Origin of the sequence: Streptomyces sp. 2131.1 (assembly GCF_900105515.1) — a bacterium.
Lineage (GTDB): Bacteria > Actinomycetota > Actinomycetes > Streptomycetales > Streptomycetaceae > Streptomyces > Streptomyces drozdowiczii.
The window spans coordinates 1,852,478-1,875,773 of the sequence record NZ_FNSY01000001.1 but is presented as its reverse complement, the minus strand read 5'-3'; the positions used below and the strand labels follow the sequence as shown (position 1 = coordinate 1,875,773).

20 protein-coding genes are annotated in these 23,296 nt (G+C 71.5%); 16 read left to right on the top strand and 4 right to left on the bottom strand.

Annotated features, from left to right (window positions below; all coding sequences use genetic code 11):
- Nucleotides 1-109: 109 nt before the first annotated feature.
- The 8 genes from recG to mutM all read left to right on the top strand — a co-directional run bounded on the left by recG (nt 110) and on the right by mutM (nt 7,598).
- A complete protein-coding gene (gene recG, locus BLW14_RS08225) occupies nt 110-2,326 on the top strand; it encodes an ATP-dependent DNA helicase RecG (RefSeq protein WP_177153922.1) in 2,217 nt (738 codons plus the stop codon).
- Nucleotides 2,327-2,467: 141 nt separating this feature from the next.
- On the top strand, nt 2,468-3,052 hold the full coding sequence (rsmD, locus tag BLW14_RS08220) for a 16S rRNA (guanine(966)-N(2))-methyltransferase RsmD (RefSeq protein WP_093705804.1): 585 nt from the start codon (nt 2,468-2,470) through the stop codon (nt 3,050-3,052).
- Nucleotides 3,053-3,078: 26 nt separating this feature from the next.
- On the top strand, nt 3,079-3,558 hold the full coding sequence (gene coaD / locus BLW14_RS08215; RefSeq protein ID WP_207925452.1) for a pantetheine-phosphate adenylyltransferase: 480 nt from the start codon (nt 3,079-3,081) through the stop codon (nt 3,556-3,558).
- Between the two features lie 110 nt (nt 3,559-3,668).
- Nucleotides 3,669-4,817 carry an ATP synthase F0 subunit B gene (locus BLW14_RS08210; RefSeq protein WP_093705800.1) on the top strand — a complete coding sequence of 383 codons (1,149 nt, stop codon included), beginning with the start codon at nt 3,669-3,671 and terminating at the stop codon, nt 4,815-4,817.
- A gap of 206 nt (nt 4,818-5,023) precedes the next feature.
- Nucleotides 5,024-5,632, top strand: a complete 609-nt coding sequence (locus tag BLW14_RS08205) for a YceD family protein (protein WP_093705798.1) — start codon at nt 5,024-5,026, stop codon at nt 5,630-5,632.
- A 2-nt stretch (nt 5,633-5,634) separates the two neighbouring features.
- Nucleotides 5,635-5,808: a 50S ribosomal protein L32 gene (gene rpmF, locus BLW14_RS08200; protein WP_003965982.1), complete on the top strand. Its 174-nt coding sequence runs from the start codon at nt 5,635-5,637 to the stop codon at nt 5,806-5,808.
- Nucleotides 5,809-5,827: 19 nt separating this feature from the next.
- Entirely contained in the window at nt 5,828-6,652 is an 825-nt protein-coding gene (gene rnc, locus BLW14_RS08195; protein WP_026242489.1) for a ribonuclease III, read from the top strand.
- A gap of 85 nt (nt 6,653-6,737) precedes the next feature.
- Nucleotides 6,738-7,598, top strand: coding sequence for a bifunctional DNA-formamidopyrimidine glycosylase/DNA-(apurinic or apyrimidinic site) lyase (gene mutM / locus BLW14_RS08190; protein ID WP_093705796.1), 861 nt, complete (start codon nt 6,738-6,740; stop codon nt 7,596-7,598).
- Here mutM and BLW14_RS08185 read toward each other — a convergent pair.
- Nucleotides 7,588-7,986 (bottom strand): winged helix-turn-helix transcriptional regulator, encoded by a 399-nt coding sequence (locus BLW14_RS08185; protein ID WP_165946111.1) that lies wholly within the window; start codon nt 7,984-7,986, stop codon nt 7,588-7,590. The two genes, mutM and BLW14_RS08185, sit on opposite strands and share 11 nt — an antisense overlap.
- Nucleotides 7,987-8,084: 98 nt before the next feature.
- On the bottom strand, nt 8,085-9,122 hold the full coding sequence (locus BLW14_RS08180) for a CAP domain-containing protein (protein ID WP_177153921.1): 1,038 nt from the start codon (nt 9,120-9,122) through the stop codon (nt 8,085-8,087).
- A gap of 144 nt (nt 9,123-9,266) precedes the next feature.
- Between BLW14_RS08180 and BLW14_RS08175 the strand changes: the two genes are divergently transcribed.
- The 4 genes from BLW14_RS08175 (at nt 9,267) to BLW14_RS08155 (ending at nt 15,812) form a co-directional block, all read left to right on the top strand.
- Entirely contained in the window at nt 9,267-9,548 is a 282-nt protein-coding gene (locus tag BLW14_RS08175; protein WP_093705790.1) for an acylphosphatase, read from the top strand.
- 438 nt (nt 9,549-9,986) lie between these two features.
- Complete coding sequence (locus BLW14_RS08165; protein WP_018102403.1) at nt 9,987-10,196, top strand: hypothetical protein; 210 nt, start codon at nt 9,987-9,989, stop codon at nt 10,194-10,196.
- A 356-nt stretch (nt 10,197-10,552) separates the two neighbouring features.
- A complete protein-coding gene (locus BLW14_RS08160) occupies nt 10,553-14,287 on the top strand; it encodes a chromosome segregation SMC family protein (RefSeq protein WP_093705788.1) in 3,735 nt (1,244 codons plus the stop codon).
- Nucleotides 14,288-14,387: 100 nt separating this feature from the next.
- On the top strand, nt 14,388-15,812 hold the full coding sequence (locus BLW14_RS08155) for a sugar porter family MFS transporter (RefSeq protein ID WP_093705786.1): 1,425 nt from the start codon (nt 14,388-14,390) through the stop codon (nt 15,810-15,812).
- Nucleotides 15,813-15,879: 67 nt separating this feature from the next.
- Here the strand turns inward: BLW14_RS08155 and BLW14_RS08150 are convergent, their stop codons facing one another.
- Nucleotides 15,880-17,259: a purine-cytosine permease family protein gene (locus BLW14_RS08150; protein WP_093705784.1), complete on the bottom strand. Its 1,380-nt coding sequence runs from the start codon at nt 17,257-17,259 to the stop codon at nt 15,880-15,882.
- A 123-nt stretch (nt 17,260-17,382) separates the two neighbouring features.
- On the opposite strand from BLW14_RS08150, the gene ftsY reads away from it, so the two are divergent.
- Nucleotides 17,383-18,582: a signal recognition particle-docking protein FtsY gene (gene ftsY / locus BLW14_RS08145; RefSeq protein WP_093705782.1), complete on the top strand. Its 1,200-nt coding sequence runs from the start codon at nt 17,383-17,385 to the stop codon at nt 18,580-18,582.
- An 84-nt stretch (nt 18,583-18,666) separates the two neighbouring features.
- On the opposite strand, the gene BLW14_RS08140 is transcribed toward ftsY, so the two are convergent.
- Nucleotides 18,667-19,326, bottom strand: a complete 660-nt coding sequence (locus BLW14_RS08140) for a bifunctional DNA primase/polymerase (protein ID WP_093705780.1) — start codon at nt 19,324-19,326, stop codon at nt 18,667-18,669.
- Nucleotides 19,327-19,687: 361 nt separating this feature from the next.
- Between BLW14_RS08140 and BLW14_RS08135 the strand changes: the two genes are divergently transcribed.
- The 3 genes from BLW14_RS08135 to BLW14_RS08125 all read left to right on the top strand — a co-directional run bounded on the left by BLW14_RS08135 (nt 19,688) and on the right by BLW14_RS08125 (nt 23,279).
- A complete protein-coding gene (locus BLW14_RS08135; protein ID WP_093705778.1) occupies nt 19,688-21,163 on the top strand; it encodes a transcriptional repressor NsdA in 1,476 nt (491 codons plus the stop codon).
- 431 nt (nt 21,164-21,594) lie between these two features.
- Nucleotides 21,595-22,944, top strand: a complete 1,350-nt coding sequence (locus tag BLW14_RS08130) for an ammonium transporter (RefSeq protein ID WP_093705776.1) — start codon at nt 21,595-21,597, stop codon at nt 22,942-22,944.
- Nucleotides 22,941-23,279, top strand: coding sequence for a P-II family nitrogen regulator (locus tag BLW14_RS08125; protein WP_020572989.1), 339 nt, complete (start codon nt 22,941-22,943; stop codon nt 23,277-23,279). Before BLW14_RS08130 ends, BLW14_RS08125 begins: the two co-directional genes overlap by 4 nt.
- The last annotated feature ends 17 nt before the right edge of the window (nt 23,280-23,296 follow it).

Sequence of the window (23,296 nt, the reverse complement as noted above, 5' to 3'; positions counted from 1 at the left end):
CGTACGGGAGGTGTGGGGGAGCCGATCCTAGGGTCGCATCACGATTCCGACCAGGAGTTTCCGGGGTCCGGCGGCGCCCGACGGACAACTGTCACTGCCGTGGTGTGCAATGGATCGCGTGTCTGCGTTCGACGAACCCCTGAAGAAGCTGCTCGGCGGTCCCACCGCGAAGGTGATGGCCGAGCACCTCGACCTGCACACGGTCGGTGATCTCCTGCATCACTACCCGCGCCGGTACGAGGAGCGCGGCCGGCTCACGGCGCTGACCGATCTCCCGCTCGACGAGCACGTCACGGTCGTCGCGCAGGTCGCCGACGCCCGCGTCCTCACGTTCAACGGCGGACGCGGCAAGCGCCTCGAAGTCACCCTCACCGACGGCCACGGCCGCCTCCAGCTCGTCTTCTTCGGCCACGGCGTCCACAAGCCGCACAAGGAGCTGCTGCCCGGCCGGCGCGCCATGTTCGCCGGCAAGGTCTCCGTCTTCAACCGCAAGACGCAGCTCGCCCACCCCACTTACCAGCTGCTCGACGCCGACCCCGGGGACGACGCCGAGGCGACCGAGGCCGTCGACGCCTTCGCGGGCAAGCTGCTGCCGATCTACCCCGCCTGCAAGCAGCTCGACTCCTGGCGGATCGCCAAGGCGGTCGACGCCGTACTGCCCAGCGCCCGGGAGGCCGTCGACCCGCTGCCCGCATCCCTGCGCGAGGGCCGCGGCTTCACACCCCTGCCCGAGGCCCTGCTGAAGATCCACCGGCCCGCCACCAAGGCCGACGTGGCGGCGGCCCGGGACCGGCTCAAGTGGGACGAGGCGTTCGTCCTCCAGGTCGCCCTGGCCCGCCGCAGGTACGCCGACACCCAGCTCCCGGCCGTCGCCCGCAGGCCTACCCCCGGCGGCCTCCTCGACGCGTTCGACGCCAAGCTGCCGTTCACACTCACCGACGGCCAGCAGAAGGTTTCCAAGGAGATCTTCGACGACCTCGCCACCGAGCACCCCATGCACCGCCTCCTCCAGGGCGAAGTCGGCTCCGGGAAGACGATGGTGGCCCTGCGCGCCATGCTCGCCGTGGTCGATGCCGGCGGCCAGGCCGCGATGCTCGCCCCCACCGAGGTCCTCGCCCAGCAGCACCACCGCTCCATCACCGAGATGATGGGGGAGCTGGCCGAAGGGGGCATGCTGGGCGGCTCCGACCAGGGCACCAAGGTCGTCCTGCTCACCGGGTCCATGGGCACCGCCGCCCGTCGGCAGGCGCTGCTCGACCTGGTCACCGGCGAGGCCGGCGTCGTCATCGGGACGCACGCCCTGATCGAGGACAAGGTCAAGTTCCACGACCTGGGCCTGGTCGTCGTGGACGAGCAGCACCGTTTCGGGGTCGAGCAGCGTGACGCCCTCCGTTCCAAGGGCAAACAGCCGCCGCACCTGCTCGTCATGACCGCCACCCCCATCCCGCGCACGGTCGCCATGACGGTCTTCGGCGACCTGGAGACCTCCGTCCTCGACCAGCTCCCGGCCGGCCGCTCGCCCATCGCCAGCCACGTCGTCCCCGCCAAGGACAAGCCGCACTTCCTCAGCCGCGCCTGGGAACGCGTCCGCGAGGAGGTGGAGAACGGCCACCAGGCGTACGTGGTCTGCCCCCGCATCGGGGACGACGAGGACGACCCGGGGAAGAAGGGGAAGAAGAAGACCGCCGAGGAGGAGGCGACGGCCGACAAGCGTCCGCCGCTCGCCGTCCTGGAGATCGCCGAACAGCTCGCCAAGGGCCCCCTGCACGGCCTGCGCGTCGAGGTGCTGCACGGCAGGATGCAGCCCGACGACAAGGACGACGTGATGCGCCGCTTCGCCGCCGGCGACGTCGACGTCCTGGTGGCGACCACCGTCATCGAGGTCGGCGTCAACGTCCCCAACGCCACCGCCATGGTGATCATGGACGCCGACCGCTTCGGCGTCTCCCAGCTGCACCAGCTGCGCGGCCGGGTCGGCCGGGGCTCCGCCCCCGGCCTCTGCCTGCTGGTCACCGAGGCCCACGAGGCGAGCCCCGCCCGCGCCCGCCTCGGCGCCGTCGCCGCCACGCTGGACGGCTTCGAGCTCTCCCGTATCGACCTCGAACAGCGCCGCGAGGGCGATGTGCTCGGCCAGGCCCAGTCCGGGGTCCGCTCCTCGCTGCGCGTCCTGAACGTCATCGACGACGAGGAGGTCATCGCCGCCGCCCGCCAGGAGGCCGTAGCCGTCGTCGCCGCAGACCCCGAGCTGGAGCACCTGCCCGAGCTGCGCACCGCCCTGGACGCCCTGCTCGACAAGGAGCGCGAGGAGTACCTGGACAAGGGGTGAGGCCGGAGGGCCGCCGCCCCGGCGTGTCCCCGGCCCACCCCCGCCCGCCCCGGGAAGCCCGCCCCTCCCCGACGCCATATCGTGGGAGGTACGGCGCCCACGGCACCCCGAGCGCCGCCCCGACCCGAGGACCAGTCACCCATGACCCGCGTGATCGCAGGCGTGGCCGGCGGACGCCGCCTGGCCGTCCCGCCCGGCACCGGCACCCGGCCCACATCCGACCGCGCGCGCGAGGGCCTGTTCTCCACCTGGCAGGCGCTCCTGGGCACCCTGGACGGCGTCCGGATCGCCGATCTCTACGCCGGCTCCGGCGCCGTCGGCCTCGAAGCCCTCTCCCGGGGCGCCGCCCACGCCCTGCTCGTCGAGGCCGACGCCAAGGCCCTGCGCACCGTGAAGGACAACGCCCGCACCCTGGGCCTGCCCGGCGCCGAGGTCCGCGGCGGCAAAGCGGAACAGATCGTGACGGGCCCGGCACCCGCCGAACCGTACGACGTGATCTTCCTGGACCCGCCGTACGCCGTCACCGACGACGATCTTCGCGAGATCCTGCTCACACTCCGTGCCCAGGGGTGGCTCACGGGCGACGCGCTCGTCACCGTGGAACGCAGCACCAGAGGCGGAGAATTCAGCTGGCCCAAGGGTTTCGAGCCATTGCGGGCCCGTCGCTACGGCGAGGGGACGCTTTGGTACGGTCGCGCCGCCGCTACGTGCGAAGACGCACGATGACCGGACCGGAGAGCGAGGGAATCAAGTTGCGCCGCGCCGTATGCCCGGGGTCGTTCGACCCCATCACCAACGGACATCTCGACATCATCGGCCGAGCCTCGAAGCTGTACGACGTCGTGCACGTCGCGGTGATGATCAACCAGTCCAAGAAGGGCCTCTTCACGGTCGACGAGCGGATAGACCTCATCCGCCAGGTCACCGCCGAGTTCGGCAACGTCGAGGTCGAGGCATTCCACGGCCTCCTCGTCGACTTCTGCAAGCAGCGCGACATCCCGGCGATCGTGAAGGGCCTGCGGGCCGTCAGCGACTTCGACTACGAACTCCAGATGGCCCAGATGAACAACGGGCTCTCCGGCGTCGAGACGCTCTTCGTGCCGACCAACCCCACCTACAGCTTCCTGTCCTCCTCCTTGGTCAAGGAGGTGGCCACCTGGGGCGGCGACGTGTCCCACCTGCTGCCGCCGGTCGTCCAGGAGGCCCTGACCGAACGCCTCGCGCAGCCCTGAGCCACTGACCGCGCGTCAGCCGTACGCACCACAGGTGTCGGACGGGAGCCGACTGGCCGTACAGTCGTCCCGTCCGTCTCCAACCGGCAGTAGAGAGTGGCGAGCACACGGTGGACGTGCAGAAGAAGCTCGACGAGATCGTCGACACGGTCGGGAACGCCCGGTCCATGCCCATGTCGGCGTCCTGCGTGGTCAACCGCGCCGAACTGCTCGCGATGCTCGAAGAGGTGCGCGAGGCCCTGCCCGGCTCGCTCGCCCAGGCCGCGGAGGTCATCGGCGGCCACGAGCAGCTCGTCGAACAGGCCCGCCAGGAGGCCGGCCGCATCATCGAGAACGCCCACGCCGAGCGCACCGCCCTGATCTCCGACACCGAGATCGCCCGGCGCTCCCAGGCCGAGGCCGACCGCATCCTCACCGAGGCCCGCAAGGAGGCCGACGAGGTCCGCGCCGAGGCCGACGAGTACGTCGACAGCAAGCTCGCCAACTTCGAGGTCGTCCTCACCAAGACCATCGGCTCCGTCGACCGCGGCCGCGAGAAGCTCCTCGGCCGCGGCCAGGGCTTCGACGAGCAGGGCTACGAGGACCCCGACTTCGCCGAGGCCCCCGAGCGCAGCGCCGACCCGGAGACGCTCCGGCAGCGCGCCGACGCGTACGTGGACACCAAGCTCGGCGCCTTCGAGGCGGTGCTCGCCAAGACCCTGGAGGCCGTCGGCCGCGGCCGGCAGAAGCTGCACGGCCGGGTCGCCACCGACGAGCTGGGCGCGCACATCGCCGCCCAGGACGCGGCCGGCGAGCAGGGGCACACCAGTGACGAGGACCACTGGGCCGGACTGGCCGAGGTCGCCGCCCCGCAGCCGCTCCAGATCCCGCACCAGACCGAGCCGCAGTACGGTCAGCCGGAACCGCAGTACGCCCAGGGCTACGGCTACCAGGACCAGCGGGTCCAGCAGCAGGACGGCTACCAGGAAGCGCCGCAGCAGGACGCGTACGGGGTCCCGCACGACCAGCACGCCCAGCAGGACGTCTACGGCTACCAGCAGCAGTCCGACCCGTACGCCGCCTACCAGCAGCAGGGCTACGACCAGAACCAGGCACAGCACGCGATGCAGGCCCAGGGCGGCTACGACGCCTGGCAGCAGCCCGTCCCGTCCCAGCAGCCCCACCAGCAGCACGGCGAGGGCGCCCTGGACGAGACCAGCCTGTTCGACACCAGCATGATCGACCTGGACCAGCTGCGCCGCTACGAACAGGAGCGCTGACCGGCCGGCCCGGGGTCCTTCCGGGACCGGATTGGGAGCTGGGCGGTGTGTCCAGTATCCTGGCTCTTCGGTCGCGCGTATGTCCGCGATCCCGGCTGCCCGCTTCGACTCCGGACCGGTCGGCCCCTCCCCACACCACGCGTGACGCGTTCGATCCGAAAGCAGGAAAAGCCCTGAACGGCCAGCTCGACCACCGAAACCCCCTCGTGTTCGACACGCACGAGCTGGGCCGGCGTCCGGGTGCCATGAAGCGGCTGACCCGTACGGCGGACGCTCCCGCCGACCTCGGCATCGCCGACGTCATCGGAGTGCCCGAGGGCGCTCCGGTGGAGCTCGACCTCCGTCTCGAATCCGTCATGGAGGGCGTGCTCGTCACCGGGACCGCCCGTGCGGCGGTCGAGGGGGAGTGCGTAAGGTGTCTGGAGCCGCTGAACCGAAAGGTCGAGGCGGACTTCCAGGAGATGTTCTCGTACCCTGACGCCGATGACCGGAACCACGGCAAGCCCGCGGACCCGGTCGACGACGCCGAGGACGACGAGGACAGGCTTTTTCTCGAGGACGGCCTGTTCGACCTCGAGCCGGTGCTGCGTGATGCGGTGGTGCTCGCACTGCCGATGCAGCCGGTGTGCAAGGAATCCTGTGCCGGTCTGTGCTCCGAATGCGGAGTCCGGCTGGACGAGAATCCGGGCCACCACCACGATGCCGTCGACGCTCGTTGGGCGGCACTGCAAGGACTCGCCGAGACCGTTCAGGACGGCGAGAAGGACAACATGGGCGGCGCCGCACCCGGCGTCGACAAGAAGCAGGAGAAGTAGCCGTGGCTGTTCCGAAGCGGAAGATGTCGCGCAGCAACACGCGCCACCGCCGGTCGCAGTGGAAGGCTGCGGTCCCCACCCTGGTTTCGTGCGAGCGCTGCCAGGAGCCGAAGCTGCAGCACATCGCGTGCCCCAGCTGCGGCACGTACAACAAGCGCCAGGTCCTCGAGGTCTGAGCGGCTGGTGAGAGGCCCGATGTCTGAGTTGTCCCACGCCAAGAAGCAGGCAGACAACGTCAACACAGCCTCGTCCCACACGCTTCTGGAAGGGCGGCTCGGGTACCAACTCGAGTCCGCCCTTCTGGTGCGTGCGCTGACCCACCGTTCGTACGCGTACGAGAACGGCGGTCTGCCCACGAACGAGCGGCTGGAGTTCCTCGGGGACTCCGTGCTCGGTCTCGTGGTCACGGACACGCTGTACCGTACCCACCCCGACCTGCCCGAAGGCCAGCTGGCCAAGTTGCGGGCCGCGGTGGTCAACTCGCGTGCGCTTGCGGAGGTGGGCCGCGGCCTCGAACTCGGCTCCTTCATCCGGCTCGGCCGAGGTGAAGAGGGCACGGGTGGCCGGGACAAGGCATCCATCCTCGCCGACACCCTGGAAGCGGTGATCGGCGCGGTCTATCTCGATCAGGGCCTCGACGCGGCATCGGAGCTGGTTCACCGGCTCTTCGATCCGCTGATCGACAGGTCCTCGAACCTCGGTGCCGGCCTGGACTGGAAGACCAGCCTCCAGGAGCTCACCGCGAGCGAGAGCCTCGGAGTACCCGAGTACCTCGTCACGGAGACCGGCCCGGACCACGAGAAGACCTTCACTGCTGCCGCCCGCGTCGGTGGTGTCTCGTACGGCACCGGCACCGGCCGTAGCAAGAAGGAAGCGGAGCAGCAGGCGGCGGAGTCCGCCTGGCGCGAGATCAGCGCCGCCGCGGAAGCACGGGAGGCGGCGGCGAAGGCCGCTGCCGACGGAGGGGCCGCCGACACCCCTGCCGACCCGTCGCCCTCCGGGGACGTCGCTCCGGCCTGACCTGCGAGAACCCCCCGGTGCCGCCGTGCACCGGGGGGTTCTCCGTGTCCGTGTACCCCGTCGCGTCCCACCCCAGGAGCCGTCCGTGCCCGAACTGCCCGAGGTCGAAGTCGTCCGCCGAGGTCTGGAGCGCTGGGTCGCCGGACGCACCGCCGGTGAGGTCGAGGTCCTGCACCCGCGCGCGGTCCGCCGCCACCTCGCGGGCGGCGTGGACTTCGCGGCCCGGCTGACGGGGACGCGGTTCGGGACCGCGATGCGCCGGGGCAAGTACCTCTGGGTGCCGCTCGACGAGGCGGCCGGCTCGCTCCTGGGCCACCTCGGCATGAGCGGTCAGCTCCTCGTCCAGCCCGAGGGGGCGCCCGACGAGAAGCACCTGCGCATCAGGATCAGGTTCGCCGACGCGGTCGGCACCGAACTCCGCTTCGTCGACCAGCGCACCTTCGGCGGACTCTCGCTCCACGAGAACACCCCCGACGGACTGCCCGACGTCATCGCGCACATCGCCCGCGACCCGCTGGACCCGGCCTTCGACGACGCCGCCTTCCACACGGCGCTCCGGCTGCGCCGCACCACGGTCAAGCGCGCCCTGCTCGATCAGTCGCTGATCAGCGGGGTCGGCAACATCTACGCGGACGAGGCGCTCTGGCGGGCCCGGCTGCACTACGACCGCCCGACGGCGACGCTCACCCGTCCCAAGTCCGCCGAACTGCTCGGCCACGTCCGCGACGTCATGAACGCGGCGCTGGCCCAGGGCGGCACCAGCTTCGACAGCCTCTACGTGAACGTGAACGGCGAGTCGGGCTACTTCGACCGGTCGCTCGACGCCTACGGCCGTGAGGGCGAGCCCTGCCACCGCTGCGGTACGGCGATGGCGCGGCGCCCCTGGATGAACCGGTCCAGCTACTACTGCCCCCGCTGCCAGCGCCCGCCGCGCGTCACGCCCTAGCGTCGTAACGGGCCCGGGCCTCCAGGACCTCGGGCATCCGGCCCTCGACGAAGTGGATGAGGCCGAGCAGCCGCTCCGCGACCTCACGGCCCAGCGGCGTCAGCTCGTAGTCGACGCGGGGCGGATTGACGGGCTGGGCCTCGCGGTGCACCAGGCCGTCGCGCTCCAGCGCGTGCAGGGTCTGGGACAGCATCTTCTCGCTCACCCCGTCGACCCGGCGGCGCAGTGCGTTGAAGCGCAGGCTCTCCTCGTACAGGGCGCCGAGCGTGAGGGCGCCCCAGCGGCCGGTGGCGTGTTCCAGCAGGCCGCGCGAGGGGCACTGCTTCGAGAACACGTCGAAGGGCAGGTCGTCCGTCGCCGACGTCTCCGGTGCGGTGCTCTGGTCCATGAAACCAGCGTACGCCCGCACAGCGCTTTCCCTGAGTCAGTGCGATCCGGGGGAGAGCGAGTGGGGCGTACGAGGTGTGGGTACTGAGGCGAGACGGGTCAGAAGCCGAAGTCCTGGGTCCACCAGGGGCCGCCGGCGCCGTAGTGGACGCCCACGCCGAGCGTCTTGTAGTCGCAGTTGAGAATGTTTGCTCGGTGGCCGTCGCTGTTCATCCAGGCGTCCATCACGGCCTGCGCGTCGGCCTGGCCGCGGGCTATGTTCTCGCCGCCGAGGCCCGAGACACCGGCCGCGTCCGCCCGGTCCCAGGGGGTCTTGCCGTCCGGGTCCGTGTGGTCGAAGAAGCCGCGCGCCGCCATGTCGTCGCTGAAGTTCTGGGCGAGCGAGGCCAGCGACGAGCTCGCCGTGACCGGGCTGCACCCGACCTTGCCGCGCTCCTCGTTGACGAGGGCCAGGATCGCGGCCTGGGCCGAGGCGGCGGTGGCGCTCGGCGTGCTGCTCTTCGACGGGGCCGGTGCGGCGGACGAGGACTTGCGGGCGGCCGGCGCCGAGCTCTTGGCTGCCTCGGTGGCCGGGGCCTTCGAGGCGGAGGAGGAGGGCTTGGCCGTCTCCTTCTTCTCGTTCTTCCTGGGCGCCGTCGTCTTCCCGGCGGCGGACTTCTTGCCGGCCGGCGACTTTGACGGCGTGGCCGTCTTCGAGGGCGAGGCGGAAGCGGAGGACGAAGCGGACGGCGAGTGCGAGGTGGTGGCCGAGGCCGACTTCGACGGGTCCGACGTGGCGGAACGCGACTTCTTCGGTGCCGCGGGGCGGTCGGTGCCGCGGCTCGCGGTGGCCGAAGCGGAGGAGCGGTCGGCGGACGGGGTGGTCGCGCCGCCCTGGGTGAGCAGGTTCGGTGCGGCCTGGGAGCGCACCTGGTCGGCGGCCGGACCGCCGCCCACGGTGTAGCTGTCGCCGCCGGGCAGCAGACCCGAGGCCACGGCGACCGCTCCGACGGCCATGGCCGCCGAGACGCCTATGAGTCCGGTGCGCACGGGGATCGCCGACCGCTTCCTGCGGCCCGCCCCCCGGTGCCGGCCCGCGGCCCCGTCCACCTGTTCCTCAGCGGCGGGAGCTGCGGCGCTGCGTCGATGGCGTCCCATCTGCTGTGCCCTTCTGACGACCTGGACGCCGTTTTCGACGCCACCATGCTCACCCGAACGAGTGAAGCTTTTGCGAGGGGACTGTACGCCATGGTGTTTCGCCGACAAGTGCTCCGAAAGCATTTGGCCGGTTAGCGTTCGGGCATGAACGAAGATGCACGACTCACCGCTTGGGTACGCGGCCGAGTACAGCAAGTAGGGTTCCGCTGGTTCACCAGGGCAAACGCTTTGGAGATCGGGGGCCTCACCGGTTTCGCCCTCAATCTCGACGACGGCAGGGTGCAGGTCGTGGCCGAGGGCCGGCGTGAGAATTGCCACCGTCTTCTGGAGTGGCTGCGCTCGGACGACACACCCGGCCGCGTAGATGGCGTCACTGAGATCTGGGACACGCCGCGCGGTGGATACGAGGGATTCGCGATCCGCTGAGAAGGCCGGCGGGCGGACCGCCGAAGGGGTTCGTATCCGGGCCGTGTCCGATGCGCGGCGAGGGGTGACCGGGGGCGCCCCCATCGCGCGTACACATGAAATGACCTGCGGAATGTTCCGATGGTTGCCAAGATTCGGTTGGCATGTCAGGCTGCCGCCCAAAGGATGATCTCCGTACCCCTGAGGGCCCCGTCGGAGAGTCGCGCCGCATGATCGTCTTGCCGCGCGCCCCCGGGACGCCCGCGTCTGCGGGGTGTGATCGTGTTGACCGTCAAACTTTTTGGTGAGACTCTGAAATCCCCGCGCACCTTAGCTGTTCGGCAGAGCTGGTAGGCAGCAGGACAGCAGTGACAACAGAGCACTGCCGAGCACCGCGGGTGCGATCCCTCACGACCCACACCGCATCGGTCGGTCACTCATTGTGGAGGACCATCCATCATGGCAAAGGCGCTTCTCGGTTACGTCGGCGGTTCCGACCCGCGACTCCTCGCCGAGATGCGACGGCTTCAGCAGCGCGTCCAGGACCTCGAATCCGAGCTCGTACGGATTCAGGAGGAGAACGACGCACTCAATGCCGCCGCCCAGCACCAGTCGCTGCTCGACAGCATCGACATCGACGTACCCCAGGCGGAGCCGGCGCTCACCTGACCCGACCTGAAGGCCCCCGAGGGGCCGGTCGGGCCCACGCGCCGATCGCACGGGCACATCGCCGGATCACCACCGGATCATTGAGGATCAATACCGCAGGCCGGAGCATAGCCGGATTGCGTTGATCCGCATCTCCTCTGCCTCGTCATTGATCCAGTAACGCACGTCCGCACGCCCGGCAAGCCTGTGCGACGACACCTGTTCCGCAGAATTACAGGGGACGCTTCGGCGTCCCTTCTTTCTTTTCCCCCGGACTCGCGCAGGTCCCGCCCCGGACGTACACCCCTTCCTTTACCGTCTGATGTGCCCTGCACCTTCAGCGGCGAAACCGAGAGTGAAAGGTAGAGTCCGGCGGCGTGCACCTCAAGGCCCTGACCCTGCGCGGTTTCAAGTCGTTCGCCTCCGCCACGACTCTGCGCTTCGAACCCGGTATCACCTGCGTCGTCGGGCCCAATGGATCGGGCAAGTCCAATGTGGTGGACGCGCTCTCCTGGGTCATGGGGGAGCAGGGAGCGAAATCCCTGCGCGGCGGCAAGATGGAAGACGTGATCTTCGCCGGGACCACCGGCCGCCCGCCGCTGGGCCGCGCCGAGGTCTCGCTGACCATCGACAATTCCGACGGCGCCCTGCCCATCGAGTACGCCGAAGTCACCATCACGCGGATCATGTTCCGCAACGGCGGCAGCGAATACCAGATCAACGGTGATACCTGCCGGCTGCTCGACATCCAGGAACTCCTCTCCGACTCCGGCATCGGCCGCGAGATGCACGTCATCGTCGGCCAGGGCCAGCTGGACTCCGTCCTGCACGCCGACCCCATGGGCCGCCGCGCCTTCATCGAGGAGGCGGCCGGGGTCCTCAAGCACCGCAAGCGCAAGGAGAAGGCGCTGCGGAAGCTGGACGCGATGGGGGCGAACCTCGCCAGGGTCCAGGACCTCACCGACGAGCTGCGGCGGCAGCTGAAGCCGCTCGGCCGGCAGGCCGCCGTGGCCCGCCGGGCCGCCGTCATCCAGGCCGACCTGCGCGACGCCCGGCTGCGGCTCCTCGCCGACGACCTGGTGACCCTGCGCACCGCCCTGCGCAGCGAGATCGCCGACGAGGCCGCGCTGAAGCAGCGCCGGGAGGCGGCCGAGGCGGAACTCAAGGCCGCCCTCGCCCGCGAGGCCGAACTGGAGGACGAGGTGCGGCGGCTGACGCCACGCCTCCAGCGCGCCCAGCAGACCTGGTACGAGCTGTCGCAGCTGGCCGAGCGGGTACGCGGCACGATCTCGCTGGCCGACGCCAGGGTGAAGAGCGCCACCGCGCCGCCCGAGGAGGAGCGCCGGGGCCGCGACCCCGAGGACATGGAGCGCGAGGCCGCCCGCATCCGCGAGCAGGAGGCCGAGCTGACCGCGGCCCTGGAGGCGGCGGAGCACGCGCTCGACGACACCGCCTCCCACCGCCAGGAGCTGGAGCGCGAGTTGGCGGCCGAGGAGCGCCGGCTCAAGGACGCCGCCCGCGCCCTGGCCGACCGACGCGAAGGGCTGGCCCGGCTCCACGGCCAGGTCAACGCCGCCCGCAGTCGCGCCGGTTCGGCCCAGGCGGAGATCGACCGGCTGTCCGCCTCGCGCGACGAGGCGCGGGAGCGGGCCGTCGCGGCCCAGGAGGAGTACGAGCAGCTGAAGGCCGAGGTCGACGGCCTGGACGCCGGCGACACCGAACTCGGCGAACAGCACGACGCGGCCCGGCGCGGGCTGAAGGACGCCGAGGCCGCGCTCTCCCGGGCCCGCGAGGAGGCCACCGCCGCCGAACGGCAGCGCGCCGCCGTCGCGGCCCGGCACGACGCCCTGGCCCTGGGGCTGCGGCGCAAGGACGGTACGGGAGCGCTGCTCGGGGCCCGCGACCAGCTCGCCGGCCTGCTCGGCCCCGCCGCCGAACTGCTGACGGTCGCCCCGGGCCACGAGGTCGCGGTGGCGGCGGCGCTGGGCGCGGCGGCGGACGCGGTCGCGGTCGCGGACCCGGCCACGGCGGCGGAGGCGATCCGGCTCCTGCGCAAACAGGACGCGGGGCGGGCGGCGCTGCTCCTGGGCGGACCGGCGCGGGCCGCCACCGGGGTCGGCGACGCGGCCGGGCACGTACCCGGCCAGGGCACCTCGGCACACCCGCCGCACCACGGGGCCGCCACGCACATCGCGCTTCCCGGCCCGGCCACGGAGGGCGGGGGAGCGGCGGAGGCCGTAGCGGCGAGGCGGGCGCCGGACCCCGTACCCGCCGTGCGGGCCCTCGCCCCCGCCGGCGGCTCCGCCGCCCACGTCGCCGATCTGGTCACCGGCCCCGTCGAACTGGTGGCCGCCGTCCGCAGGCTGGTGCGGGACATGGTGGTCGTCGCGACCCTGGAGGACGCCGAGGACCTGGTCGCCGCGCATCCGGAGCTGACGGCCGTGACCGCCGAGGGCGACCTGCTCTCCGCCCACTTCGCGCACGGCGGTTCGGCCGGGGCGCCCAGCCTGCTCGAAGTACAGGCGTCGGTGGACGAGGCCGCCGCCGAGCTCGACGCACTGGCCGTGCGCTGCACCGGACTCGCCGAGGCCCAGCGGCTCGCGGCCGGGCGGCGGGCCGCCTCGGCGGCGCTCGTCGAGGAGCTGGGAGAGCGGCGCCGGGCCGTCGAGCGGGAGCGGTCAGGGGTGGCCCAGCAGCTCGGCCGCCTGGCCGGCCAGGCGCGGGGCGCCGCCGGTGAGGCCGAGCGCATGGACGCCTCCGCCGCCCGGGCCCAGGAGGCGCTGGAGCGGGCCACCGAGGAGGCGGAGGAGCTGGCCGAGCGGCTGCTCGTCGCCGAGGAGGCGGCCGGGGACGGCGCCGACGACGAACCGGACACCGCCGTGCGCGACCGGCTCGCGGCCGACGGTGCCAACGCCCGCCAGACCGAGATGGAGGCCCGCCTCCAGGTCCGTACCCACGAGGAACGCGTCAAGGCCCTCGCCGGGCGCGCCGACTCCCTGGACCGGGCGGCCAGGACCGAGCGCGAGGCGCGGGCCAGGGCCGAGCGGCGGCGCGCCCGGCTGCGGCACGAGGCGGAGGTGGCCGCGGCCGTGGCCTCGGGCGCCCGGCAGCTGCTGGCGCACGTCGAGGTGTCCGTCGTACGGGCGGAGCAGGAGCGGGCGGCGGCCGAGGCGTCGAAGGGCGAGCGGGAGAAGGAGCTGGGGGCCGAACGGCTGCGGGGCCGCGACCTCAAGGGGGAGCTCGACAAGCTGACGGACTCGGTGCACCGGGGCGAGGTCCTGGGCGCCGAGAAGCGGCTGCGCATGGAGCAGCTGGAGACGAAGGCGCTGGAGGAGCTCGGCGTCGAGCCGGCCGGTCTGGTCGCGGAGTACGGCCCCGACCAGCCGGTGCCGCCGTCCCCGCCCGCCGAGGGCGAGGAGCTGCCGGAGGACCCGGAGCATCCCCGTAACCAGCCCAGGCCGTTCGTGAGGGTCGAGCAGGAGAAGCGGCTCAGGTCGGCCGAACGGGCGTATCAGCAACTCGGGAAGGTGAATCCGCTCGCCCTTGAGGAGTTCTCCGCGCTGGAGGAGCGGCACAAGTTCCTCTCCGAGCAGCTGGAGGACCTGAAGAAGACCCGCGCCGATCTGCTCCAGGTCGTCAAGGAGGTCGACGAGCGGGTGGAGCAGGTGTTCACGGAGGCGTACCGGGACACCGCGCGAGAGTTCGAGGGCGTCTTCTCGCGGCTCTTCCCGGGCGGCGAGGGGCGGCTGATCCTGACCGATCCCGACAACATGCTGGCCACCGGTGTGGACGTCGAGGCCCGGCCGCCGGGCAAGAAGGTCAAGCGGCTCTCCCTGCTGTCCGGCGGGGAGAGGTCCCTGACGGCGGTGGCGTTGCTGGTCTCGATCTTCAAGGCGAGGCCCAGTCCGTTCTACGTGATGGACGAGGTCGAGGCGGCGCTCGACGACACCAACCTCCAGCGGCTGATCCGGATCATGGAGGAGCTCCAGGAGAGCTCGCAGCTCATCGTGATCACGCACCAGAAGCGGACGATGGAGGTCGCCGACGCGCTGTACGGCGTCTCGATGCAGGGCGACGGCGTCTCCAAGGTGATCAGTCAGCGTCTTCGCTGAGCGCGGGGGTAGCCGAGTGGTGGCGGGGCCGAAGTTGTGCGCCACTTGATCTCAGTTCACCCATGTCCGATGCCGCGGCCCCGCGCCAGGGAGGCCTTACGTGACCAGTACATCGCCAGGATCCGGACCGGAGTCCGGGGCTCGTTCGGCCCACCCGGACCACCTCGGCCATGTCATCTTCATCACCGCCGCGGCCGCGATGGGCGGTTTCCTGTTCGGCTACGACAGCTCCGTCATCAACGGCGCCGTCGAGGCGATCCGCCACCGTTACGACATCGGCTCCGGGACGCTCGCCCAGGTCATCGCCATCGCGCTGATCGGCTGCGCGATCGGCGCCGCCACGGCCGGCCGGATCGCCGACCGCATCGGGCGCATCCGCTGCATGCAGATCGCCGCCGTCCTGTTCACCATCAGCGCCGTGGGCTCCGCGCTCCCGTTCGCGCTCTGGGACCTGGCGATGTGGCGCATCATCGGCGGCTTCGCGATCGGCATGGCCTCGGTGATCGGCCCCGCGTACATCGCCGAGGTCTCGCCGCCCGCCTACCGCGGCCGGCTCGGCTCCTTCCAGCAGGCCGCGATCGTCATCGGCATCGCCATCTCCCAGCTCGTCAACTACGGCATCCTGCAGATCGCCGACGGCGACCAGCGCGGCAAGATCGGCGGTCTCGAAGCCTGGCAGTGGATGCTCGGCGTGATGGTCGTGCCCGCGATCCTCTACGGGCTGCTCTCGTTCGCCATTCCCGAGTCGCCGCGCTTCCTGCTCTCCATCGGCAAGCGGGAGCGGGCCCGGAAGATCCTCGAAGAGGTCGAGGGCAAGAACGTCGACCTCGACGCGCGCGTCGAGGAGATCGAGACCGCCATGCGCCGCGAGCACAAGTCGTCCTTCAGGGACCTGCTCGGCAGCCGCTTCGGCTTCCTGCCGATCGTCTGGGTCGGTATCGGCCTCTCGGTGTTCCAGCAGCTCGTCGGCATCAACGTGGCGTTCTACTACTCCGCGACGCTGTGGCAGTCCGTCGGCATCGACCCGACCGACTCCTTCTTCTGGTCGTTCACCACGTCGATCGTCAACATCATCGGTACCGTCATCGCGATGATCCTGGTGGACCGGGTCGGCCGCCGTCCGCTCGCCCTCGTCGGCTCCTGCGGCATGGCCGTCGCCCTCGCCTTCGAGGCGTGGGCCTTCTCCGCCGACCTGGTCGACGGCAAGCTCCCGACCGTCCAGGGCGCGGTGGCCCTCACCGCCGCCCACGTCTTCGTGCTCTTCTTCGCCCTGTCGTGGGGCGTCGTGGTCTGGGTCTTCCTCGGCGAGATGTTCCCCAACCGCATCCGGGCCGCCGCGCTCGGTGTCGCCGCCTCGGCGCAGTGGATCGCCAACTGGGCGATCACCGCGAGCTTCCCGAGCCTCGCCGACTGGAACCTCTCGGGGACGTACATCATCTACGCCTGCTTCGCCACGCTCTCGATCCCCTTCGTCATCAAGTTCGTGAAGGAGACCAAGGGCAAGGCGCTGGAGGAGATGGGCTGACCCCCGCTGCCCCGTCCCCGGAACCGTACGGCCCCGTTCGCACCAGGCGAGCGGGGCCGTACGCGGTTCAGCCGACGGCCTCCGGGCGGCCCGGGCGCGGCAGCATCGCGTACAGACCGCCCGAGACGAGCACCGTGACCGCCCAGCCCAGGCCGCTGCGGCCCGGCCAGGTGGTGGCGAGGGGGCCGGTGAACCACTCCGTACCGGTGAACAGCAGCCCCACCGCCAGGCCCGCGGCCCAGGCGACGACGGCGGGCCACGCGACGCCTCCCGTGTACCAGTACGCGCTCCCCGGGCCGGTGTCCATCAGCGCCACCGGGTCGTACGCGCGCCCGCGCAGCATGTCCGTGACGAACACCCCGATCCAGGCCGAGAACGTCACCGCGAGCAGATGCAGGAACGATACGAAGGACTCGACGAAGCTGCTCGCCACCATCATCAGGAGCGCGCCCAGCAACAGGCTGATCGCCGCGTTCACCCCGACGGCCCAGGCGCGCGGGACCGTGAAGCCGAGGGTCTGCGCGGTGAAGCCGGCCGAGTACATCGACAGCGCGTTGATCAGCACCATGCCGCAGACCGCGACGACCAGGTACGGCACGGAGAGCCAGGTCGGCAGCAGTACGCCGATGAACGAGACCGGATCGCTGGTGACCGCGAGTCCTGGCGTACGCACCGCCATCACCGCTCCCATCACCACCAGCGGCACCAGCACCACCAGGGCCCCGCCCACCGTGACCGCGACCATGGCCCGGCCCGACGAGGCGCGCGGCAGATAGCGGGTGAAGTCCGGCCCCGACGGTGCCCAGCTGATCCCGCCGGCCGTCAGCGTGCCGATCCCCGCTACCACCGTCGACACCGGTCCCGGCGGCCGGTCCAGCACCGCGCGCCACGGCACCGACCCCGCCAGATGCACCAGGACGAGCACGCTGAAGGCGCCGAAGAGGTACGCCGACCAGGTGCAGCACACCCGCAGCGCCCGCAGCCCGAGCCCCGACAGCAGAAAGCTCGCCGCGACGAAGGCGAGCAGCGTCGCCATGATCAGCGCGGGCGTGCTCCGGACCCCGGACAGCACCCCGCCCACGGTCAGCAGGGCGTACGCACCGGTCACCGCGTTCATCGTCTCCCAGCCCCACCGCGCCACCCAGATCAGCGCACCGGGCGCCAGATTGCCGCGTTGGCCGAAAACCGCCCGCGACAGCGCCATGCCGGGGGCGCCGCCGCGCTTCCCGGCCACCGAGACGGAACCCACCAGGCCGAACGAGACCAGGGGCGCCACGACCGCCGCCACCAGCACCTGCCAGAGACTCAGCCCGTTCAGCACGACGAGCCCCGCACCGACGGTGAGGAGCAGCACGGTCATGTTCGCCGTGGCCCAGGTGGGGAAGAGGGCCCGGACCCGGCCGGTCCGCGCCTCGTCGGGCACGGGTTCCAGGCCACGGGTCTCCACGGCCAGGATCGTACCTTTCCGGCGTACCGGGCGTAACGAACGGATCGTGACGCACCCCCCGGCACTGCCCGGACCCCGTCCCTTCCTCGATTGCCGGCCCGGGTGACTGATACTGGGTGGGTTATGGAATTCGTCATCCTTGCCGTAGTCATCGCCCTGGTCGCGGTCGGCGTGATCAGCGGGCTCGTGGTCAGCAGCCGCAAGAAGAAGCAGCTGCCCCCGGCGCCGTCGAGCACGCCGCCCCTCACACCTCCCGCCGAGCCCCGTGTCGGCGAGGAGGCCGAAGAGCCGCGCGAGGAATCGCGCCGCACCATCGAGGACGTCCCGGCCCCGCCCGCCGAGACCGCCCCGGAGACCGTGGAGCCCGAGGCGCCCGCCGCCCCCGCGCTCGACGTCCCCGAACCCACCGCCGGCCGGCTCGTCCGGCTGCGGGCCCGCCTCGCCCGCTCGCAGAACACTCTCGGCAAGGGGCTCCTCGCGCTCCTGTCCCGGGACAACCTCGACGAGGACACCTGGGAGGAGATCGAGGACACCCTCCTCACCGCCGACGTCGGAGTCGCCCCCACCCAGGAACTGGTCGAGCGCCTCCGCGAGCGCGTCCGCGTGCTCGGCACCCGCACCCCAGAGGAGCTGCGCGCCCTGCTGCGCGAGGAGCTGCTCGTCCTGCTCGGCACCGACTTCGACCGCGCCGTGAAGACGGAGGGCGGGCTGGAGACCCCCGGCGTCGTGATGGTCGTGGGCGTCAACGGCACCGGCAAGACCACCACCACCGGCAAGCTGGCCCGGGTGCTCGTGGCCGACGGCCGCAGCGTCGTGCTCGGCGCGGCCGACACCTTCCGTGCCGCCGCCGCCGACCAGCTCCAGACCTGGGGCGAGCGCGTCGGCGCCCGTACCGTGCGCGGCCCCGAGGGCGGCGACCCGGCGTCCATCGCCTACGACGCCGTCAAGGAGGGCATCGCCGAGGGCGCCGACGTGGTGCTCATCGACACCGCCGGCCGGCTGCACACCAAGACCGGCCTGATGGACGAGCTGGGCAAGGTCAAGCGGGTCGTCGAGAAGCACGGCCCGCTCGACGAGGTGCTGCTCGTCCTCGACGCCACCACCGGACAGAACGGCCTGGTGCAGGCGCGGGTCTTCGCCGAGGTCGTCGACATCACCGGCATCGTCCTCACCAAGCTCGACGGCACCGCCAAGGGCGGCATCGTCATCGCCGTCCAGCGCGAGCTGGGCGTGCCGGTCAAGCTCGTCGGGCTCGGCGAGGGCCCGGACGACCTGGCCCCGTTCGAGCCGGAGGCCTTCGTGGACGCCCTGATCGGGGACTGACACGACGGACAGGACAGGACAACCGGAAGTCCGGCCGCGGAGGTTCACGCGGCCGGGCTTCCCGTTGTGCGGACGGTACGCGGCTCAGCCGCAGGGCGCCGCCCACCGGTGGCAGAGGTACGCCAGCGTGCCGAGCAGCAGCCGGGCCTCCGGGGGCGTCGCGCTCTCCAGGCCGGGCGGCCGCAGCCAGCGCACCGGCCCGAGCCCGCCCCGGTCGGAGGGCGGCGCCGTGATGTGGCTGCCGGGGCCGAGCGCCCGCAGGTCCAGCCCGGCGTCGTCCCAGCCCATCCGGTACAGCAGCCCGGGGAGCGCCTCGGCCGCGCCCGGCGCCACGAAGAACTGCGCGCGGCCCTGCGGGGTCACCGCTACGGGGCCCAGCGGCAGGCCCATCCGCTCCATCCGCACCAGGGCCCGGCGGCCGGCCGCCTCCGCCACGTCGAGCACGTCGAAGCCGCGGCCCACGGGGAGCATCATCGAGGCGCCCGGCACCTCGGCCCAGGCCCGCGCCACCGCGTCGAGCGTGGCCCCCGCGGGCACCTCGCGGGCGAAGTCCAGTGGGTGCGCGCCCGGGGCGGCGCAGCCGGGGTCCCCGCAGGAGCAGGTGCCGTCCGCCGCGCGGGCCCCCGGCACGACGGCCCAGCCCCACAACCCCGTGTACTCCGCCACCGCGGTGCTGCCGGCGGCCGCACGGGCACGACGCCGCGCAACGGTGCGCATCTCGCGGATGCCGATCGTGAAGCCCATGCCCCCTCCAACGGGTCCGGCTCGCCGGTGGTTACGAAGAGGAGCGTGCAACCGTCCGCGCGCCCCCCGGCGCTTCCTCGCGCCGGTACTGATCGCCCCGTCAAGTGAATCGCGACCCGCGGGGGTGGCGTTCAATCGAAGGGGTGGCGAATGGTGGCGATTACGCAAAGGCCCTCGCCGAGCCGGTGATCGTAGGATTACCGTCGGTACACGAACCATGGAAGTATGTGCGCCCGTGGGTATGCCGGAGGCAACCCGGTTTTCTGTTCGATCGGGCGCAACGCCCGTACGAGCGACATGAGTTCGCGGCATTCTGATAGTGCTTCGCGCGACAGGTATTCGGCGGGATGGGGGCTTATCCGTGAGTGGCAGCGGCGCAGGCGAGACGAATGCCGGCAAGCAGCCGAACGGGCAACTGGGTTCGTGGTTCGTGCGCAGCGGCTGGTCCAAGGGCGAGCTGGCCCGTCAGGTGAACCGCCGGGCGCGCCAGATGGGCGCCCACCACATCAGCACCGACACGTCCCGGGTGCGGCGCTGGCTGGACGGCGAGCAGCCGCGCGAGCCGATCCCGCGCATCCTGTCCGAGCTGTTCTCGGAGCGCTTCGGCAGCGTCGTCGCCGTCGAGGACCTGGGGCTGCGCACCCCGCACCAGGCACCCTCCGTGGCCGGTGTCGACCTGCCGTGGGCGGGGCCGCAGACCGTCGCCCTGCTCAGCGAGTTCTCGCGCAGCGACCTGATGCTCGCCCGCCGGGGCTTCCTCGGCAGCTCCCTCGCCCTCGCCGCCGGCCCCGCCCTCATCGAGCCCATGCAGCGCTGGCTGGTGCCGGTCGCGGGCGTCCCCGCCGCCGAACCGGAGTCGGCCGCCGCCTCCCGCCGCCCCTCCCGGCTCTCCGGCCCCGAGCTGGACCTGCTCGAGTCGACCACCGCGATGTTCCGCCAGTGGGACGCGCAGTGCGGCGGCGGACTGCGCCGCAAGGCCGTCGTCGGCCAGCTCCACGAGGTCACCGACCTGCTCCAGGAGCCGCAGCCGGCCGCCACCTCCAAGCGCCTGTTCCGCTGCGCCGCCGAACTGGCCGAGCTGGCGGGCTGGATGAGCTACGACGTCGGCCTCCAGCCCACCGCCCAGAAGTACTTCGTGCTCGCCCTGCACGCCTCCAAGGAGGCCGGTGACAAGCCGCTGGGCTCGTACGTCCTGTCCAGCATGAGCCGCCAGATGATCCACCTCGGCCGCCCGGACGACGCCCTGGAACTGATCCACCTCGCCCAGTACGGCAGCCGCGACTGCGCGACCCCGCGCACCCAGGCCATGCTGTACGCGATGGAGGCCCGCGCCTACGCGAACATGGGCCAGCCCAGCAAGTGCAAGCGGGCGGTCCGCATGGCCGAGGACACCTTCCTCGACGCAGGCGTCGACGGCGAGCCCGAGCCCGACTGGATCCGCTTCTTCTCCGAGGCCGAGCTCAACGGCGAGAACTCGCACTCCTTCCGCGACCTCGCCTACGTGGCCGGCCGCAGCCCCACGTACGCCTCCCTCGCCGAGCCCGTCATGCAGCGGGCGGTGCAGTTGTTCGGCGAGGACGACGAGCATCAGCGTTCCTACGCGCTCAATCTCATCGGCCTCGCCACCGTCCACCTGCTCAAGGGCGAGCCCGAGGAGTCCACGGTGCCGGCCGAGCAGGCGTTGCGCGTCGCCAAGAAGGTCCGCTCCGAGCGCGTCAACACCCGGCTCCGCAAGACCGTCGACACCGCCGCCAGGGACTTCGGGGACGTGCCCGAGGTCGCCCGGCTCACCGAACTCCTCATCGAACAGCTCCCCGAGACCGTGGAAGCCGTCTAGCGCGACCACGCAGGGCCCGCAGACCCCGGCCACGACGATCACCCAGCACAGACCGACTTCGGCTCCCCCCATTGCCAGGTCAACGGGTGATCGCCGTGGCCGGTTCGTGTGGTCGTTCCCGCACCGGAGCGTCGTAACCGCACCGTATGCGGCCCGGGCCGCAGAGTGGGCGGGAGCGTGGACAGGGCGCGTGCGGTTCATGGGGACGTAACACGTCGCTCCCCTTCGTCACTGCGGCGAAACATCAAGGCGCACCGGTCGAAACGGCGCTGGGCGAACCTCATGGCTCATTGGACCGGCCGACGATCGGAGGGTGGCGTCACCCTCCGATCGCCGGCCGGTCCAACCGGCCCGCACCCTTCCCCAGTGGTTCCGCAGTGGTTGTGCCCCCACCGCCCGCACGCGGCCGCACCGACGACGAGGAGACGCCGATGCCCCCAGGCATCACGACGCTTGCCGCAGACACCCCGACGCTGTCTGCCGCCAACACCGGCTTCATGCTCATCTGCTCGGCCCTGGTGATGCTCATGACCCCGGCCCTCGCCTTCTTCTACGGAGGCATGGTCCGCGTCAAGAGCACCCTCAACATGCTGATGATGAGCTTCATCAGCCTCGGGATCGTCACGATCCTGTGGGTGCTCTACGGGTTCAGCCTCGCCTTCGGCACCGACGCCGGCTCCGTCATCGGCTGGAGCCAGGACTTCGTCGGCCTCAGCGGGATCGGCGTCACGGAACTCTGGGACGGCTACACCATCCCGGTCTACGTCTTCGCCGTGTTCCAGCTGATGTTCGCGGTGCTCACGCCGGCCCTGATAAGCGGTGCCCTCGCCGACCGGGTCAAGTTCACCTCCTGGGCCCTGTTCATCACCCTCTGGGTCACCGTCGTCTACTTCCCTGTCGCGCACTGGGTCTGGGGCGCGGGCGGCTGGCTGTACGAGCTCGGCGTCATCGACTTCGCCGGCGGTACGGCCGTCCACATCAACGCGGGTGCCGCGGCCCTCGGCGTGATCCTGGTGATCGGCAAGCGCGTCGGCTTCAAGAAGGACCCGATGCGGCCGCACAGCCTGCCGCTCGTCATGCTCGGCGCCGGTCTCCTCTGGTTCGGCTGGTTCGGCTTCAACGCCGGCTCCTGGCTCGGCAACGACGACGGCGTGGGCGCGGTCATGTTCGTCAACACCCAGGTCGCCACCGGTGCCGCGATGCTCGCCTGGCTCGCCTACGAGAAGATCCGCCACGGCGCCTTCACCACCCTCGGCGCCGCTTCCGGCGCGGTCGCCGGACTCGTCGCCATCACCCCGGCCGGCGGCGCGGTCAGCCCGCTCGGCGCCATCGCGGTCGGCGCCATCGCCGGTGTGCTGTGCGCCATGGCCGTCGGCCTCAAGTACAAGCTCGGCTACGACGACTCCCTGGACGTCGTCGGCGTCCACCTCGTCGGCGGCATCATCGGCTCCCTGCTCGTCGGCTTCTTCGCCACCGGCGGCGTCCAGTCCGACGCCAAGGGCCTCTTCTACGGCGGCGGACTCGACCAGCTCGGCAAGCAGGCCGTCGGTGTCTTCGCGGTCCTCGCGTACTCTCTCGTCGTCTCCGCGATCCTCGCCTTCGCGGTCGACAAGGTCCTCGGGATGCGCGTCGACGAGGACGACGAGATCTCCGGCATCGACCAGGTCGAACACGCCGAGACCGCGTACGACTTCAGCGGCGCCGGCGGCGGCGCGGCCTCCCGTACCGCGGCCCCCGCCACCGGCCCGGCCGTCCCGACGAACAAGAAGGTGGACGCATGAAGCTCATCACCGCAGTCGTGAAGCCCCACCGCCTCGACGAGATCAAGGAGGCCCTCCAGGCCTTCGGCGTCCAGGGCCTCACCGTCACCGAGGCCAGCGGCTACGGCCGCCAGCGCGGCCACACCGAGGTCTACCGGGGCGCCGAGTACACCGTCGACCTCGTCCCCAAGATCCGCATCGAGGTCCTGGTCGAGGACGAGGACGCCGAACAGCTCCTCGACGTCGTCGTCAAGGCCGCCCGCACCGGCAAGATCGGCGACGGCAAGGTCTGGAGCGTCCCCGTCGAGACCGCCGTCAGGGTCCGTACGGGCGAACGCGGCCCGGACGCGCTCTGACCGCACCGGTCCACTGT